The 15,755-nt window shown below is 70.0% G+C and carries 13 protein-coding genes and 1 pseudogene; 7 read left to right on the forward strand and 7 right to left on the reverse strand.

The genetic code is table 11. The annotated features are described in order from the left end of the window. Positions 1 to 19 precede the first annotated feature (19 nt). The 4 genes from PQI07_RS13510 to PQI07_RS13525 form a co-directional block, all read right to left on the reverse strand. The gene (locus tag PQI07_RS13510) at positions 20 to 1,612 is read right to left on the reverse strand and encodes a tyrosine-type recombinase/integrase (RefSeq protein WP_274926784.1); all 1,593 of its coding nucleotides are present in this window, start codon (positions 1,610 to 1,612) and stop codon (positions 20 to 22) included. Continuing rightward, positions 1,609 to 2,805 (reverse strand): tyrosine-type recombinase/integrase, encoded by a 1,197-nt coding sequence (locus tag PQI07_RS13515; RefSeq protein ID WP_274926785.1) that lies wholly within the window; start codon positions 2,803 to 2,805, stop codon positions 1,609 to 1,611. Before PQI07_RS13515 ends, PQI07_RS13510 begins: the two co-directional genes overlap by 4 nt. 564 nt (positions 2,806 to 3,369) lie before the next feature. After that, the gene (ssb, locus tag PQI07_RS13520) at positions 3,370 to 3,951 is read right to left on the reverse strand and encodes a single-stranded DNA-binding protein (protein WP_274926786.1); all 582 of its coding nucleotides are present in this window, start codon (positions 3,949 to 3,951) and stop codon (positions 3,370 to 3,372) included. A 168-nt stretch (positions 3,952 to 4,119) separates the two neighbouring features. After that, positions 4,120 to 5,139: an NADPH-dependent curcumin/dihydrocurcumin reductase gene (locus PQI07_RS13525; RefSeq protein WP_043354662.1), complete on the reverse strand. Its 1,020-nt coding sequence runs from the start codon at positions 5,137 to 5,139 to the stop codon at positions 4,120 to 4,122. 124 nt (positions 5,140 to 5,263) lie between these two features. On the opposite strand from PQI07_RS13525, the gene PQI07_RS13530 reads away from it, so the two are divergent. Both PQI07_RS13530 and PQI07_RS13535 read left to right on the forward strand, forming a co-directional pair. Next, positions 5,264 to 5,662: a DUF4174 domain-containing protein gene (locus PQI07_RS13530; protein WP_274926787.1), complete on the forward strand. Its 399-nt coding sequence runs from the start codon at positions 5,264 to 5,266 to the stop codon at positions 5,660 to 5,662. Between the two features lie 137 nt (positions 5,663 to 5,799). Continuing rightward, positions 5,800 to 5,976 carry a hypothetical protein gene (locus tag PQI07_RS13535; protein ID WP_164706367.1) on the forward strand — a complete coding sequence of 59 codons (177 nt, stop codon included), beginning with the start codon at positions 5,800 to 5,802 and terminating at the stop codon, positions 5,974 to 5,976. A 12-nt stretch (positions 5,977 to 5,988) separates the two neighbouring features. On the opposite strand, the gene PQI07_RS13540 is transcribed toward PQI07_RS13535, so the two are convergent. The 3 genes from PQI07_RS13540 to msrQ all read right to left on the reverse strand — a co-directional run bounded on the left by PQI07_RS13540 (position 5,989) and on the right by msrQ (position 7,867). After that, positions 5,989 to 6,363 (reverse strand): hypothetical protein, encoded by a 375-nt coding sequence (locus PQI07_RS13540; protein WP_139231556.1) that lies wholly within the window; start codon positions 6,361 to 6,363, stop codon positions 5,989 to 5,991. 110 nt (positions 6,364 to 6,473) lie between these two features. Then, positions 6,474 to 6,869, reverse strand: coding sequence for a hypothetical protein (locus PQI07_RS13545; RefSeq protein ID WP_043385158.1), 396 nt, complete (start codon positions 6,867 to 6,869; stop codon positions 6,474 to 6,476). Between the two features lie 68 nt (positions 6,870 to 6,937). Then, positions 6,938 to 7,867: a protein-methionine-sulfoxide reductase heme-binding subunit MsrQ gene (msrQ, locus tag PQI07_RS13550; RefSeq protein WP_274926788.1), complete on the reverse strand. Its 930-nt coding sequence runs from the start codon at positions 7,865 to 7,867 to the stop codon at positions 6,938 to 6,940. A 209-nt stretch (positions 7,868 to 8,076) separates the two neighbouring features. Between msrQ and PQI07_RS13555 the strand changes: the two genes are divergently transcribed. The 5 genes and pseudogenes from PQI07_RS13555 to infB all read left to right on the forward strand — a co-directional run bounded on the left by PQI07_RS13555 (position 8,077) and on the right by infB (position 15,667). Then, the gene (locus PQI07_RS13555) at positions 8,077 to 9,087 is read left to right on the forward strand and encodes an aldo/keto reductase (RefSeq protein ID WP_274926789.1); all 1,011 of its coding nucleotides are present in this window, start codon (positions 8,077 to 8,079) and stop codon (positions 9,085 to 9,087) included. A gap of 355 nt (positions 9,088 to 9,442) precedes the next feature. Continuing rightward, positions 9,443 to 10,207, forward strand: coding sequence for a ribosome maturation factor RimP (gene rimP / locus PQI07_RS13560; protein ID WP_043385087.1), 765 nt, complete (start codon positions 9,443 to 9,445; stop codon positions 10,205 to 10,207). A 64-nt stretch (positions 10,208 to 10,271) separates the two neighbouring features. Further along, entirely contained in the window at positions 10,272 to 11,915 is a 1,644-nt protein-coding gene (gene nusA, locus PQI07_RS13565) for a transcription termination factor NusA (protein WP_043354656.1), read from the forward strand. A 25-nt stretch (positions 11,916 to 11,940) separates the two neighbouring features. Then, positions 11,941 to 12,663, forward strand: a complete 723-nt coding sequence (locus tag PQI07_RS13570) for an RNA-binding protein (RefSeq protein WP_043354654.1) — start codon at positions 11,941 to 11,943, stop codon at positions 12,661 to 12,663. Between the two features lie 76 nt (positions 12,664 to 12,739). Then, positions 12,740 to 15,667: pseudogene (gene infB, locus PQI07_RS13575) on the forward strand (translation initiation factor IF-2). The last annotated feature ends 88 nt before the right edge of the window (positions 15,668 to 15,755 follow it).

Consider the following 15,755-nt stretch of genomic DNA (forward strand, 5'->3'; position numbering starts at 1 on the left):
TGACGGCGACCGGGACGGATCATGCCGCGTCGTCCTTCCGTTCGGAGCGGGCCCGTTTCACCTCCTCGCAGCGCATGACGACGTCCGCTACGGCGAGAATGGTGTTGTCGAGCATGGTGATCATGCGGCCGTCGAGGCGACGGGCGCGCCGCTCTTCGCGGCCCTTCAGGAGCGTGTCGAGAATGCGTTCGTGCGGACCATCCAGCCACGGTTGGAAGCGCACGCAGGTGTAGCAGGCGGTCGGCGCGGCGAGGCCGCAGAAGGCGAAGCTGCCGCAGGTGCCGACGCCGCTTTCGGGCGCGGTACTGGAACCGAAGATGCGGCTCGCGCGCGTGCCGCCCCGCAAGGCCTCCGCCTCCGATCCGACCAGGGTGCCGAGGAAGGCCTGCGCCATAGGCGCGAGCTCGCGGGCCGTGGCGGCATCGAGCTTCTCGACGACGTCTCCGCGCAGGTTCACGTATGCTCGGACCGTCTGCTCGTCCCTGTGATCGAGGAGTTCGGCGACGACCCTCTTCGATGCACCTTCGCGCAGCAGCCGGGTCGCGAAGGTGTAGCGGAACCGGCGCGGGCCGGCCCTGAGGACCTTGCCCGTCCGCGGCGAAACGACCTTCAGGGCCAGGACGGTCTGCGTGATGAGCCGTCCGATCTCCTTGGGTGTCCGGTGCATCGCATAGGCGTGCCGCGGACGACCGACCTTGGCGGGGTCAGGCGTAGTGCGGTGGAACAGGGCGTGTCCGAAGGCTTCGTCCTCCCACGGCACGGCCTGCCTCGCAGCTCTGTTGGTGGCGACGAGGCGCTTCATGATGCCGGCGGAATGGGCATCGAGCTTTCGGATCTTGAACTTGGTTCGGACGAGCCTGTCCTTGCCTTTGATGCGCGGCACGGCGATCTGGGCATGGCCGTTCTCGTCCTCAAAGTCCTCGTCGCGCATCAACGAGATCATGCGGGGGTTCGGCCCGAGGATGACGCAGAGCCAGACCAGGGCGAGACGGTCGATCGGAACCGAATTGGTCTCCTGGGAGGCACGCAGCGCCTGCAGCAGCGCCGTGGTCTCGGCATCGTCGAGCGGGCCACCCGTGGGATCCCGGGTGAGGACGGCGACTCCCTTCGGGTTGCCGCCGACCGTGATTGCGTTGACGATGGAGGCGCTGGTCGGGTTGACCCCAGACCCTTCGCGCTTCGACAGGAAGCGGAACCAATGTTGGAGGTGGTGGAGCTCGCCGACCGACAGTTTGGCGGCTTCGCGGGCCTCGTAGAAGAAGGTCTGCAGCAGGTCGGGACGGTTTCCCAAGCGGATCGTCGGATGCGACCAGCGTCGGAACGCGCCGAGGGTCTTGAGCCTCTTGAGCGCCTGGAAGGCGTTCTGGACGTGGCTCGCCGAACTCGAGGTGATCAGGTCGACGAGGTAGTCGGCGGTGGCTTCCACCATTCCGCGGTGGGTGAATTCGAGCGCGGTCCAGTCGAGCCGGAAGTTGTGGCCGGGATCGTTCAAGTGCCAGACCGGGCCGTCCAGCTGCACCCTCTCGTGGTATGAGTCGAACACGGCTTCGCGGAGATGCGGGACCAGGATGGGGTGATCGATCCCGGGAGGTCCCTGGAAGGGCACATTCATGACCGGGAGTTTCCTTCCGCGCTGAGCTTCTGGAGGCGCAGCAGAAGCGAGCCGGCCTTTTCCTTGATGAAGCGCTGCCGGTAGTGCTCGCCCTGCTCCGAGGTCTTGCTCCAGCCGTTGAGGAAGTTGCGCATCCGCTGCTCGACGCCTTCGCGGAGCACGTGGTCCGGCTGGTCGTCGATCGCCTCGGACAGGCGGTCGTTGAAGCTGTGCCGAAGCCTGTGCGCGGTGGTCCAGGGCGGCAGGCCTTCGACCTTTGTGCGAAGGGTGACGAAGATCGCCTCGACAGTGCTCTCGGCGATGGGGCGTCCGAGTTCGGATACAAAGACGTATCCGTGCCGCTTCGCTCCCGGATAGCGCTCGTCGTCGTTGTTGTGCTCCGTCAGCCAGACGTCCAGCACATGCGCGAGCGCGAGCGAGATTGGGAGACGCCGCGCCCTCGTCTTGGCTGCGGGCGGCCTTGCGCGAGGATCGTCGGGATTGTTCTGGCGCCTGTGGATGTCGATCGTCGGCTCGGGCCCGTGCAGTGATAGATCCTGCTTCATCAGACCGAGCGCTTCACCCTTGCGGGTTCCGAGTTCGTAGAGGGTGAGGATCAGCGCGAAGTTGCGGAACTGGTGCTTCTTCTCGAAGGGGTTGGTCGCGCTCCCAGGTTCGATGGCGTCTCGCAGGATGGCCAGCTGGCGTTCGTCGAGGCCGAGCGTTTCGACCTCGTCCGGCTTCGGGATGCCCGACAGCATCCCGTCGGCGAACTTCTCCAGCTGTCGTTCGGCCATGGTGTAGAGGTATGCGGGAGGGCCTTCCGCCTCAGTGCGTACGAGCTTGTGCATCGCGGCGCCGGCGCGCCATCGGACATACCGCACGACGGCGCGGCAACGGGCATCCCAGTAGCCGGGCCCGACCATGACTGAACCGCCATCGTCGGCGGCGACGTCCTGGTTGCGCCGCAGGACGCGCTGCAGGCTCTTGGCGTCTCCGTCGGAAAGATACTCGAAGCCCGCAATGCGGGCTTCGAGGTCGATGCCCCGTTCGAAGGTCCAGTTGAAGGCCGTGACCACGGCCGACATCGTCCGCTTCTGGTGGGAATAGCTGTGGCCTGCATCCCGCAGTTCGTTTGCGTGGAAGATGTTGGGCCACCACACGGGCATCCCGTTCCGGTCCACGACCGTGACGGTCCGTTCGCCAGGGAGCATGTCGTGGCTCTTCAGGCGCCATGGGCCTGGAGCGGGATAGGGTCTTGTCACGCCGGCGGTTCCCGAGATCGCCCGCCAGACTGGATCTCAAGGGTTAAGGACACAAGTCCTGCGGATAGTGGACGGGGCGCCGAGCGTATTTCGATCTAAGATACTGACTTATATGGTTTATTGCGAAATAGTGGACGAAACGTAGGCGTGGCGGATTCGAGCGGGATCGCCAGAACGACGGATGATGGAAATTGACCTTCCGAGGCGATTTTCGTCGTCGTATCAGCCGCTTACTACGATCAGTGGACGATCTTGCGGTGACGCGGGTTTGGGCCGCGGCCGCTTTCTGGAGCTGTTCTGGAAGAGCCCGCGTCCGTCAGTGGACGATTGGCGGGCTGGTATCTAGCCTAACACCCTGAACAAGGATGTGAATCTCACTTTTGTGGACGTCCGATTGGGAGCTGGGGTTCACGATGGAAAATTAGCGGTGTCATGAAAAAACAAAGCCAGCAGTAAGCTGCTGGCTTTGTTGACGATTTTGGTACCAGTGGACGATCGAAAACTGACTAGGGTTCAGAACGGGATGTCGTCGTCGAGGTCGTAGCCGCCGCGGCTTCCGCCGCCGCCGCCGCCGCCGTTGCCGCCACCGCCCGAGGAGGCCGGAGCCGGACGCCGCTCGCCGCCCTGGGCGCGGCCGCCCCCGAAATCGCCGCCGCGGTCACCGCCCCGGCCGCCCCCGAAATCCCCGCCGCGGCTGATCTGGCCGCCGCCCTCTTCCTCGCCGGCGAAGTCGCCGCCGCCGCCGCGCCCGTCGAGGATCGTCATCTCGCCGCGGAAGCGCTGGAGCACCACCTCGGTCGTGTACTTCTCGACGCCGGAATTGTCGGTCCACTTCCGGGTCTGAAGCTGGCCCTCGATATAGACCTTCGAGCCCTTGCGCAGGTACTGCTCGGCCACCCGGGCGAGGTTGTCGTTGTAGATGACGACCGAGTGCCACTCGGTCTTCTCCTTGCGCTCGCCGGTCGCCTTGTCCTTCCACGACTCCGACGTCGCGAGCCGCAGGTTGCAGACCGGGTCGCCCGACCCGAGGCGGCGCATCTCGGGATCGCGCCCGAGATTGCCCACCAGAATCACCTTGTTGACGCTGCCCGCCATCGCTCTCTCCTAGTCGTACGGATCTCACTGGGCACTTGCCCGGCGGCGTGCGAACCATGCGCCCGGGCCTCCGGAGCGGCAACCTGCGGGGCGGGCTTGTGCCCGCTTTCCGCAGCGCCGCCGGGTCTGTTTGTTCTATATCCGTTCCAGATCGGCGGCAAGAAGCCTTCAGGACACGCGGACGACGAGCTTGCCGAAATTCCGGCCCTTCAACAGGCCCATGAACGCCTCCGGGGCGTTCTCCAGGCCTTCGACCACGTCCTCGCGATAGCGGACGCGTCCGTCCTGGATCCAGCCGGCGACCTCCTTGCGGAACGTCTCGGCCTGCTCGGCGAAGTCCCAGACGATGAAGCCCTGGATGTGCAGCCGGTTGGTCAGGACCGCACGCATCAGGCCGGGCAGGCGGTCCGGGCCGGGGGGCACCTCGGTGGCGTTGTAGGCCGAGACGAGGCCGCAGACCGGGATCCGCGCGAAGGGGTTGAGCAAGGGCATCACGGCGGCGAAGACCGCGCCGCCGACATTCTCGAAGTAGACGTCGATGCCTTTCGGACAGGCGGCGGCCAGCGCGCCGGGCAGGTCGGGTCCGCGATGATCGACGGCGGCGTCGAAGCCGAGTTCCTCCGTGAGGTAGCGGCACTTCTCGGGGCCGCCCGCGATCCCGACGGCGCGGGCGCCGTGGATCTTGGCGATCTGCCCGACCAGGGAGCCCACCGGGCCGGCGGCGGCGGCCACCACGACGGTCTCGCCGAATTTCGGCCGGCCGATGTTGAGGAGGCCGGTATAGGCGGTCATGCCCGGCATCCCGAGCACGCCCAGCGCCGTCGAGGGCGGGGCGGCGGCGGGATCGACCTTGCGCGAGCCCTTGCCGTCGGTGACGAAATAGTCCTGCCAGCCCGCGAAGGCGGTCAGCATCTCGCCCACGGCATAGTCCGGGTGGTTCGAGGCGACCACCTCGCCCACCGTCTCGGCGGTGATCGGCGCGCCGATCTCGACGGGCGCCGCGTAGGATTTCGCGTCGCTCATCCGGCCGCGCATATAGGGATCCAGGGACAGCCAGCGGGTGCGCAGGAGGACCTGGCCGGGTCCGGGCTGCGGCACCGGCACCTCCTCCAGGCGGAAGTTCTCGGGCCGCGGCTCACCGTGCGGGCGCGAGGCCAGGACGATGCGTCGGTTCATGGCGGTGGTCATGGCGAACTCCCGGTTATTGCCTGTCGCCTCCGATCTGGGGCGCCGGACCGTGGAGGCAAAGGCGCGGCTGTGATCTCCCGGACGGCTCGCGCGTTGTCCCGTCTCGGGAGCGCGGAGCGGCGGCATGCGGGGAACGGCACTGGGATTCGGGCTGGCGGCGATGGCGACGGGGGCCGCCCTGGCCGGTCCCCTGGACGCCTATCGGGACCGCGCGCGGGTGCTGGTCCTGTCGGCGCCCGCGGCCGGGGACGCGGATCTCCGGGCGCAGCGGGCGGCCCTGGGTTCGGCCCGCACCGGTCTCGCCGACCGCGACCTCGTGGTGCTGGAAGCGGTCGGGTCCGGGGCGCAGGCGCAGGCCCTGCGCACCCGGCTCGGCCTGCCCGCGGACAGCTTCCGCGCTGTTCTGATCGGCAAGGACGGCGGCGCCAAGCTCACCGCCGAGGAGCCGATCGCCCCGCAGGCGCTGTTCGCCACGATCGACGCGATGCCGATGCGCCGCGCCGAGATGCGCGAGCGCCGCTAGGGCCGGATCCCCTGTGAACCGACGGGGTGCGGACACCAACGGTTAAGCCTACCGGCCTATCACCGGAACGTGTCGACGGCCGCGTATCGGCCGTCCGTTGAGGCCCGCCAGGACGCTCGGACGAGACGCTCGAATCGATGACCCGACAACAAGTCGCCACCGCCATCCGCCGCCTCGTCGACCTGCAGGTCGAGGATATCGAGCGCGCGGTCCGCGACGGCCATAAGACCATCGCGCTGAACGAGCTGGCGGATCTGAACCGCCAGCTCAAGGCCTTCGCGGCCGCCCTCAAGAAGGCGCCGGCCCGCATCTGAGCCGGCGCGACGCTACCAGCGCGGTCCGCCCCAGCGACGGGGCGGAATGTCCTCGGGCGGCGGAGGCGGCGGGGGCGGCCCGCGGTCGACGACCGGCTCGTCGCAGACCCGCACCCGGCGCAAAACCGGCGCGCCATCCGGATCGAACCGACGCCGCACGAATTCCCGGCACGCTTCGGGGGGCGCCGCCGTGAAGCGTGGGCCGCGGAACGCGGCCTCGGGACGTGGCGGCGGCGGCGGTCGGCGCTCCGGCTCCTCCTCCTGAGCGGGATCGCCATAGCCATGAGGAGGCGCGTAGGGACCGTCGAAATCGGCGGCCAGCGCCGGGCCCGTGGCGAGGAGCAGGGCGCAGAAAGCTGTGCGGACGAGGGAACGACGAGCGGGCACGGGGGCCTCGGCGTGATCGGGCGCGCGGGGATCGCGGCCATCATCACCGGAGCTAGCGCCAATGCGCCTGAACCCTCCCCGTGTGGTGCTGTCGGTTGCCGTTCAGCCGGCTATTTCTGCATCGCGTTGACTTCGCACTGGGCGTAGTCCGCGCTTGCCTTCACGTAGGCGTTGAGCTTCTGCAGGTAGGCCTCGGCGATCGGCCGGAAGGCCTGCGCCTGCAGGTTATAGGCCTTGATCGCGTCGTTGTAGCTGTAGCCCTCCCAGCCCGGGCAGCCCTCCTTGGCGTCGAGGCAGGCGGGCTTCTGCGGCAGCGCCGGCTTGGTCGGGCGGGCCGAGGCCGGCGGCGGCTCGGGCGCCGTGCAGGCTGCGACGGCCTGTGCCGCGGCCGCCGGGGGCGGCGCGGCGGGAGCCGCCTTGGCGGCCGGCTTCGCGGGTGCGGGCGGTGTCGCGAGGGCGACCGTCGGCGCGAGCAAGCCCGCGATCAGGAGAAGCGTGCCGCGCATGGCGTCTTGAAAGCTCCGCTGGGCCCGGGGCCGCCGGCGGCGGAGGACCGGGAGCGGGTTCTGCGGCATCAGGCCCGCGGCGACAAGGGCTCCCGGACCGGATCCCGGCGGAGCGTGGCGGCCGGCCGCCTGGTCGGCGCCGGGCCGGCAGCGCGCGCCTTCGGACCGCGCACCAGCGCCAGGAGCGGCAGCGACAGGCCGACCGCCAGCACCCACCAGGCCGGCCGGATCGGCCCGGAGAAGTCCAGGTTGGCGGCGAGCACGAGGCTGGCCGGGACGCCGCTGGCGAGCCCGTACCAGGCGGCTTCGAGACCCGCGGTGGCGAGGCCGGCGAGGATCGCGAGCAGCAGGAGCGACCAGGGCCGCTCCGGCCATTTGAACCGCCGCATCACCCGCCAGCCCATCAGCAGCAGGAACAGGCCGGCCGAGAAGACCGGATCGGTGACGTCGATCTTGGACTGCAGGAAGTAATGGACGAGGGCCAGGACGGCGATCGTGTAGACGAGGCGGTGCAGCCGGTTCCAGTTCGGGCCGAGGTTCCGGATCGCCGCATCCGTGGAGGTCAGGCCGAGGGCGATCAGGCCGATCAGCGCCACGAAGCCGATCGTCAGGTAGAGCCGCAGGGCGATCTCCGAGACGACCTTGGTGAGGATCAGGTTCTGGTCGACGGCGTAGAGGGTGAGATGGGCCACCGCGTAGGCCATCACGGTGATGCCGAGCATCCGCCGCACCGCGATGACCTTCGCCCAGTCGGCGATGCGGCGGAGCGGCGAGATCGCCAGGGAAAACAGCAGGAAGCGCACCGCCCATTCGCCGGTGGCGTGGATCAGCGCGGTGATCGGCTTCGCGCCCAGCGCGTCGAGCCGGTAGGCGGCCGCGAGGTACAGGGCCGGGGCGATGCAGGCCAGGAAGACCGCGAGCTTCAGCCAGGAGAGGCGGCCGGCCCGGTCGAGCCAGGGGCGGGGGATGGCGGGGAGAACGGCCGAGCGGTCGATCATGGGTCTCGGACAGGCTCTTTTTCGGTGAGGGACGGCGGCGACCCGCCAGCGACATGCGCCACGGCGAGAACGGCCGCCCCCGGGCTCCGGTGCCGGCACGGGTCGGTTCGCCGCGGCCGGGCGCAGGTTACGCGGGCCTGTCGCCCGGCACGGTTGACCTCGGCCGCGCCGCGGCGAGATAGCGGGGCGACGGACACCGGATGGATCCCATGCAGTACCGCAAACTCGGCCGCTCCGGCCTCAAGGTCTCGCCGATCTGCCTCGGCACGATGATGTTCGGCGGCCCCACCGACGAGGCCACCGCCGGCCGCATCGTCGGCAGCGCCCGGGAGGCGGGGATCAACTTCATCGACACGGCCAACGTCTACACGGAGGGCCGCTCGGAGGAGATCACCGGCCGGGCGATCAAGGGCGACCGCGCCGCCTGGATCCTGGCCACCAAGGTCGCCAACCCGACGGGCGAGGGCGTCAACGACCGCGGCCTGTCGCGGGTCCACGTGATGAAGGCCGCCGAGGACAGCCTGCGCCGCCTCGGCACCGATGTCATCGACATCTACTACCTGCACAAGGAAGACCACGATACGCCGCTCACCGAGACGGTGCGGGCGATGGCCGACCTCGTGCGGGCGGGCAAGATCCGCCATTTCGGCGTCTCGAACCACCGCTCCTGGCGGGTCGCCGAGATCTGCCGGCTCTGCGACGAGCTGGGGATCGACCGGCCGGTGGTGAGCCAGCCCTACTACAACGCCTTCAACCGCATGCCCGAGACCGAGCACCTGCCGGCCTGCGCCCATTACGGGCTCGGCGTCGTGCCGTACTCGCCGCTCGCCCGCGGCGTGCTCACCGGCAAGTACGACCCGGATGCCCCGCCGCCGGCCGAATCCCGCGCCGGCCGCCAGGACACCCGGATGATGCAGACCGAGTGGCGCCCGGAATCCCTGCGCATCGCCCGGACCCTGAAGGCGCATGCCGAGGCGCGGGGCATCACGGCCGGCCAGTTCGCCACCGCCTGGGTGCTGAACAACCGCCTCGTCACCGGCGTCATCGCCGGGCCGCGCACCGAGGCGCAGTGGCAGGAATATCTCGGCGCCCTCGACTACGCCTTCACCCCGGAGGACGAGGCGCTGGTGGACGGGTTCGTGGCCGCGGGCCATCCGACCACGCCGGGCTACAACGATCCCGCCTATCCGCTGGAGGGGCGGGTGCCGCGGGGCGGCTGAAAGGCAGCCGATCCCCCACCCCCTCATCCTGAGGTGCATGCGCCTCGAAGGAGCCCTCCGGACAGCGCGCGATCCCTGGAGACCGCCTTCGAGGCCGCCGCGACGCTCCGGCACCTCAGGATGAGGCCGAGATCGGGACGAACAGGGCTGCGTCGTGCGCCTGATCCGTCTTGCGCTCCCGGCTGAGGGTCGCTATCTAGCTCTCAACAGTTCTGATGGCAGTCGAGAGGCTGCGGTTCGGGAGTGGGCCCCACCGGGTCCGCTCTTTTTTTTCGCCGCAGAGCCTCTCGCCGCACAAGGCCGCACGCCGCGGGCGGGCCACGCAGAACGCCGCGAAGGTTGCGCGCTCAAACCCATGTCGTCCGAGATCGAAGCGGATCTGTCCGAAAAGCGCCTTGTCCGCGAGGCCGGTGTCGCCGCGCGCGTCGCGCAGGCGATCGAGGGGCCGCTCCAGGGCCTCGGCTTCCGGCTGGTCCGGGTGAAGATGTCCAACATCAACGGCTGCACCGTGCAGATCATGGCGGAGCGGCCGGACGGCTCCTTCACCATCGACGATTGCGAGGCGGTGAGCCGCGCGATCTCGCCGATCCTCGACGTCGACGATCCGGTGGGCGGCGCCTACAACCTGGAAGTGTCCTCGCCGGGGATCGACCGGCCGCTGGTGCGGATCTCGGACTTCGCCCGCTGGGTCGGCTACGAGGCCAAGGTCGAGCTGAGCCCGCCGCTCGACGGGCGCAAGCGCTTCCGCGGCATCCTCGGCGCGCCGGATCTGGACAGGCAGACGGTCCCGATCGACCTGCCCGACGTGAAGGAAGGGCTGCCGAGCCGCATCGACCTGCCGCTCAAGGACCTCGCCGAGGCCCATCTCGTCCTCACCGACGACTTGATCCGCGAATCGCTCCGCCGCGGCGGACCGCCCCCCGCGGACGAGGCCGAGGAGACGGACGACGCGGAGCCCGCCGAGGAGCGCGCGGCTCCGCCGGCGCGCAGCCCCTTCCAGCCGAAGGGGCCCCGGAAGGCCAGCCCCGCGGCCAAGCTCCAGAAGCCGGCGCGGACCGGTCCGAAGAAGCCGGTCGTGACCAAGGCGTCCCGGCTGAAGGACCGCGATTCGCTGCATTGAGACCCCAATGTCGGCCGCCCGGCGGCCGGCTCGAAGATTTGACGGAAGAGAAGGACCGACACCGATGGCCGTCGTCAGCGCCAACAGGCTCGAACTCCTCCAGATCGCCGATGCGGTCGCCCGCGAGAAGGTGATCGACCGCTCCATCGTCATCGACGCGATGGAGGAGGCGATCGCCAAGGCCGCGCGCTCCCGCTACGGCGCCGAGACCGACGTTCACGCCGAGATCGACCCGAAGACCGGGGCTTTGCGCCTCTCGCGCCACCTCCTGGTCGTCGATCAGGTGGAGAACGACGCCCGCGAGATCACCCTGGACCAGGCCCGCCGCTACAACCCGGGGGCCCTCGTCGGCGACGTCATCTCCGACACCCTGCCGCCCTTCGATTTCGGCCGCGTCGCCGCCCAGTCGGCCAAGCAGGTCATCGTCCAGAAGGTGCGCGACGCCGAGCGCGCCCGCCAGTTCGACGAGTACAAGGACCGCATCGGCGAGATCCTCAACGGCATCGTGAAGCGGGTCGAGTACGGCAACGTCATCGTGGATCTGGGCCGCGGCGAGGGCATCGTGCGCCGGGACGAGATGATCCCGCGCGAGACCTTCCGGCCGGGCGACCGCATCCGCTCCTACCTGTTCGACGTGCGCTCGGAAGTGCGCGGGCCGCAGATTTTCCTGTCGCGCTCGCACCCGCAGTTCATGGCCAAGCTGTTCGGCCAGGAAGTGCCCGAGATCTACGACGGCATCGTCGAGGTGAAGGCGGTGGCCCGCGACCCGGGCTCCCGCGCCAAGATCGCGGTGATCTCCCGTGACGGCAGCATCGACCCGGTGGGCGCCTGCGTCGGCATGCGCGGCTCGCGCGTGCAGGCCGTGGTCGGCGAGCTGCAGGGCGAGAAGATCGACATCATCCCGTGGTCCGAGGACGAGGCGACCTTCATCGTCAACGCCCTCCAGCCCGCCGAGGTGGTGAAGGTGGTGCTCGACGAGGAGGCCGACCGCATCGAGGTGGTGGTGCCGGACGACCAGCTGTCGCTGGCCATCGGCCGCCGCGGCCAGAACGTGCGTCTCGCCTCCCAGCTCACCGGCTGGGACATCGACATCCTCACCGAGGCCGAGGAGTCGGAGCGCCGCCAGAAGGAGTTCGCCGAGCGGACCCAGGTGTTCATGGAGGCGCTGGACGTCGACGAGACCGTCGGCCAGCTGCTCGCGGCGGAAGGCTTCCGCAACGTCGAGGAGATCGCCTACGTCGACATCCAGGAGCTCTCCGGCATCCAGGGTCTCGACGAGGAGACCGGCACCGAGATCCAGGCCCGCGCCCAGGACCACCTCGCCCGGATCGAGCAGGCTCACGACGCCCGCCGCACCGAGCTCGGCGTCGCCGACGAGCTCCGCGAGATCGAGGGCATCACCACGCCCATGATGGTCGCCCTCGGCGAGAACGACGTGAAGAGCGTCGAGGATCTGGCGGGCTGCGCCACCGACGACCTCGTCGGCTACACGGAAGGCCGCGGCCCCGAAGCGGTGCGTCATGCGGGCTACCTCGACGGCTTCGACCTGTCCCGCGCCGAGGCGGAAGCTCTGATCATGGCCGCCCGCCTCAAGGCCGGCTGGATCGAGGCGCTGCCGGAGCCGGAAGGCGAAGACGGTGCCGAGGAAGGGGCCGAGGAAGGGGCCGAGGCGGCCGAGGGCGAAGAAGCCGCCCGGGCCGAGGGCTGAGCCGAAGGCCGGCGGCGGAAACGCGATGGTCGCGGACGACACGACCCTGCCCGAGGACGGGCTGGCTGCCGGGGGGCTCGATGCCGGCCCCGGCCGCCGCGCGCCCGAGCGGACCTGCCTCGTCACGCGCGTCGCCCAGGCGCCGGAGGCGATGATCCGGTTCGTGCGCGGGCCGGACGGCAGCGTCGTCCCCGACCTGCGCGCCAAGCTCCCGGGGCGCGGCGCCTGGATCAGCGCCCGGCGCGAGGCGGTCGCCACCGCCGTGCGCAAGAATCTTTTCTCGCGGGCCTTCAAGGGGCCGACCCCGGCCGCGCCCGATCTGCCGGACCGGATCGCCGCGGGGCTCCGGGAGGATCTGCGGCAGGCCATCGCGCTCGCCAACAAGGCGGGCTGCATCGTCGCGGGCTTCTCGAAGGTCGAGGCGGCGATCGGCGGCCAGCCCGGTGCCATCGCGGTGATCCACGCCGCCGAGGCGAGCCCGGATGGCCGGCGGAAGATCGCGTCGGCCTTGCACAGGCGCCATGGCGAGGCCATGTCAAGGATCCCGATCATCGATGACCTGTTCGAAGACGAATTGGACATGGCTTTAGGTCGGGGTCATGTGATACACGCTGCGCTCGTCGCAGGAGCCGGAGCCGCCGGCTGCCTGTCGCGTTGGCGTCGGCTACGCTCCTTCGAGGGCGCCGCCGCGGCGACCGGGGAGCCCGATCCAGCCCGAATCGGCGGGATCGATGAAGCCTCACGTTGACGACGCAGGACGGATTTGGCCGGCGCCACCGGGCGTCGGTTCACGGGACGATGGAAACCCTCAGGGTTCAGGCTGAATGAGCGATACGAATAACCCGGGCGACAAGACTCTGAATCGGACTTCCCCGAAGCCGCTTTCCCTCAAGCGGCCGATCGAGGCAGGCACCGTGCGTCAGAGCTTCTCCCATGGCCGCTCCAAGCAGGTCGTGGTCGAGACGGTGAAGCGCCGCGTGATCGGCGCGGCTCCGGCCGCTCCTGCCCGTGAGCCTGCACCCGCACCGCGTCCGGCACCGGCCGCGCCCGCGGCCGCGGCCCCGTCCGGCCCAGCGGCCGGCCTCGGGTGTGGTCCTGCGCACGCTGAGCGAACAGGAGAGCGCCGCCCGCGCGGTCAGCCCTCGCCGACGCGCAGCGCCGTGAGGCCGAGGCCCGCCGCAAGGCCGAGGCCGAGGCCGAGGCGCGCCGCCGCGAAGCCGAGGAGCAGGCCCGCCGCGAACGCGAGGCCGCCGAGGCCCGCCGCCGCGAGGAGGAGGAGCGCAAGGCCGCGGCTGCGGCAGCCGCCGCTGCTGCGGCTGAGGCCGCCAAGGCTGCTGAAAAGGCAGCCGAGCCCAGGCGGCCGCTCCCGCGCCCGCTCCCGCCCCCACCGCCGCTGCGCCTGCCGCTGCTGCACCTGCCCGTCCGGCCGAAGCGCCTGCCGCGCCGCCGGCCGCTGCCCGTCCGGCCGCGGCTGCGCCCGCGCGCCCGGCCGCTGCGCCGGCCCGTCCGGCCGCCGCGCGTCCGGCTGCGCCCGCCGCGGCTCCGGCCGCGCCGCGCCCCCGCTGACGCCCTGACCCTCCACGGGCGAGCCGCGCAAGACGATCACGGCCGATTCGCGCAAGCCGCGCGATCTCAACTTCATGGCCAAGCCCGCTCCGGCTCCCGAGCCCGAGAAGAGCGCGACGCCGGCGACCGCCGCCCGTCCCGCCGGTGCCGGTGCCGCGGCGCGGCCGGCCGGTCGCGGTGCCCAGACCAACGACGACGAGTCCGAGACCAAGCGGGTCATCCGCCGTCCCGGCATGCCGCTCAAGATCATCACGCCGCCCAAGACGCCGAAGTCGCCGGGCGGTGACCGCAACCGCGGTCGCCTGACCATCGCCAACGCCACCTCGGGCGAGGACGAGCGGACACGCTCGGTCGCCTCGTTCCGCCGCCGTCAGCAGCGCATGAGCGGCCGCGGTCAGGTGGAGCAGAAGGAGAAGCTGTCCCGCGAGGTGACGATCCCCGAGACGATCACGATCCAGGAACTCGCCAACCGCATGTCGGAGCGGGCCGTCGACGTGATCCGCATGCTGATGAAGCAGGGCCAGATCCACAAGATCACCGACGTGATCGATTCGGACACCGCCCAGCTCATCGCCGAGGAGCTCGGTCACACGGTCCGTCGCGTCGCCGAATCCGACGTCGAGGAGGGCCTGTCGTCCGACGAGCCGGATCTGGAGGAGGATCTCGATCCCCGTCCGCCGGTGGTCACCATCATGGGCCACGTCGATCACGGCAAGACGTCGCTGCTCGACGCGATCCGCAAGGCGAACGTGGTCGAGGGCGAGGCCGGCGGCATCACCCAGCACATCGGCGCCTATCAGGTCGCGTCGCCGTCCGGCGACATGATCACCTTCATCGACACCCCGGGCCACGCGGCGTTCACGTCGATGCGCGCCCGCGGCGCCAAGGTCACCGACATCGTCGTGGTCGTGGTCGCGGCCGATGACGGCGTCATGCCCCAGACCATCGAGGCCATCCAGCACGCCAAGGCGGCCGGTGTCCCGCTGATCATCGCGGTCAACAAGATCGACAAGCCGGATGCCAAGCCGGAGCGGGTCCGCACGGAGCTGCTGCAGCACGACATCCAGGTCGAGTCGATGGGCGGTGAGACCCTCGAGTTCGAGGTCTCGGCCAAGACCGGCGAAGGACTGCCGGAGCTTCTGGAGGGTATCCAGATCCAGGCCGAGATCATGAACCTGCGCGCCAACGAGAAGCGCGACGGCGAGGGTACGGTCATCGAGGCGCAGCTCGACCGCGGTCGCGGCCCCGTGGCCACGGTCCTGGTCCAGCGCGGTACCCTGTTCACCGGCGACATCGTCGTGGCGGGCGCCGAGTGGGGCCGCGTGCGCGCCCTGATCGACGACCTCGGCGAGAACGTCCAGTACGCCGGGCCTTCGGTCCCCGTGGAGGTGCTGGGCTTCAACGGCACGCCGGACGCCGGCGACCGCGTGACCGTGGTGCCGAGCGAGGCCCGCGCCCGCGAGGTCACCGAGTACCGCGCCCGCCAGAAGCGCGAGCGTCAGAACGCCCGGACCGGCGGCGCCAACCGGTCGCTCGTCGATATGATGCGCGACCTCAAGGAAGGCGCCGGCCGGAAGGAACTGCCGGTCGTCATCAAGGGCGACGTGCAGGGCTCGGTCGAGGCGATCTCGGGCGCGCTGGAGAAGCTCGGCAACGACGAGGTCGCGGCCCGCATTCTTCTGGCGGGTGTCGGCGGCATCACCGAGTCGGACATCACCCTGGCGCAGGCCTCCAAGGCGGTGGTTATCGGCTTCAACGTGCGCGCCCTCAAGGAGGCCCGCGAGGCCGCCGAGCGGGCCGGCATCGAGATCCGGTACTACAACATCATCTACGACCTCGTGGACGACATCAAAGCCACGCTGTCGGGGATGCTGCCGCCGACGCTCCGCGAGGAGCGCCTGGGCGAGGCCGTCATCCAGGAGGTCTTCGAGGTCTCGAAGGTCGGCAAGGTCGCGGGTTGCCGCGTCCAGGACGGCATCGTCGAGCGCGGCGCCCATGTCCGCCTGATCCGCGACAGCGTCGTGATCCACGAGGGCAAGCTGAAGACCCTCAAGCGCTTCAAGGACGATGCGAAGGAAGTCACCTCCGGCCAGGAGTGCGGCATGGCCTTCGAGAACTTCGAGAACATGCGCGCCGGCGACGTGATCGAGTGCTACCGGGTCGAGGAGATCCGCCGCACCCTCTGACACGCCGGACTCATCCGGACAGGGCGGCCGCGGCACCTGCCGCGGCCGTCTTTTCGTTTTCAGGACGTGAGCCGTCCGCTCCGGCGGA

This window comes from Methylobacterium sp. 092160098-2, from assembly GCF_028920805.1.
In the GTDB taxonomy this organism is placed as follows: Bacteria; Pseudomonadota; Alphaproteobacteria; order Rhizobiales; family Beijerinckiaceae; genus Methylobacterium; species Methylobacterium fujisawaense.

Bases quoted from the DNA above. Each gene is read 5' to 3' on its own strand.
- ssb (WP_274926786.1), bottom strand. From the start codon at position 3,951: ATGGCGGGCAGCGTCAACAAGGTGATTCTGGTGGGCAATCTCGGGCGC.
- PQI07_RS13515 (WP_274926785.1), bottom strand. From the start codon at position 2,805: ATGCTCCCTGGCGAACGGACCGTCACGGTCGTGGACCGGAACGGGATG.
- PQI07_RS13525 (WP_043354662.1), bottom strand. From the start codon at position 5,139: ATGACCACCGCCATGAACCGACGCATCGTCCTGGCCTCGCGCCCGCAC.
- PQI07_RS13570 (WP_043354654.1), top strand. From the start codon at position 11,941: ATGGTCGCGGACGACACGACCCTGCCCGAGGACGGGCTGGCTGCCGGG.
- rimP (WP_043385087.1), top strand. From the start codon at position 9,443: ATGTCGTCCGAGATCGAAGCGGATCTGTCCGAAAAGCGCCTTGTCCGC.
- PQI07_RS13545 (WP_043385158.1), bottom strand. From the start codon at position 6,869: ATGCGCGGCACGCTTCTCCTGATCGCGGGCTTGCTCGCGCCGACGGTC.
- msrQ (WP_274926788.1), bottom strand. From the start codon at position 7,867: ATGATCGACCGCTCGGCCGTTCTCCCCGCCATCCCCCGCCCCTGGCTC.
- PQI07_RS13510 (WP_274926784.1), bottom strand. From the start codon at position 1,612: ATGAATGTGCCCTTCCAGGGACCTCCCGGGATCGATCACCCCATCCTG.
- PQI07_RS13530 (WP_274926787.1), top strand. From the start codon at position 5,264: ATGCGGGGAACGGCACTGGGATTCGGGCTGGCGGCGATGGCGACGGGG.
- PQI07_RS13555 (WP_274926789.1), top strand. From the start codon at position 8,077: ATGCAGTACCGCAAACTCGGCCGCTCCGGCCTCAAGGTCTCGCCGATC.
- PQI07_RS13535 (WP_164706367.1), top strand. From the start codon at position 5,800: ATGACCCGACAACAAGTCGCCACCGCCATCCGCCGCCTCGTCGACCTG.
- nusA (WP_043354656.1), top strand. From the start codon at position 10,272: ATGGCCGTCGTCAGCGCCAACAGGCTCGAACTCCTCCAGATCGCCGAT.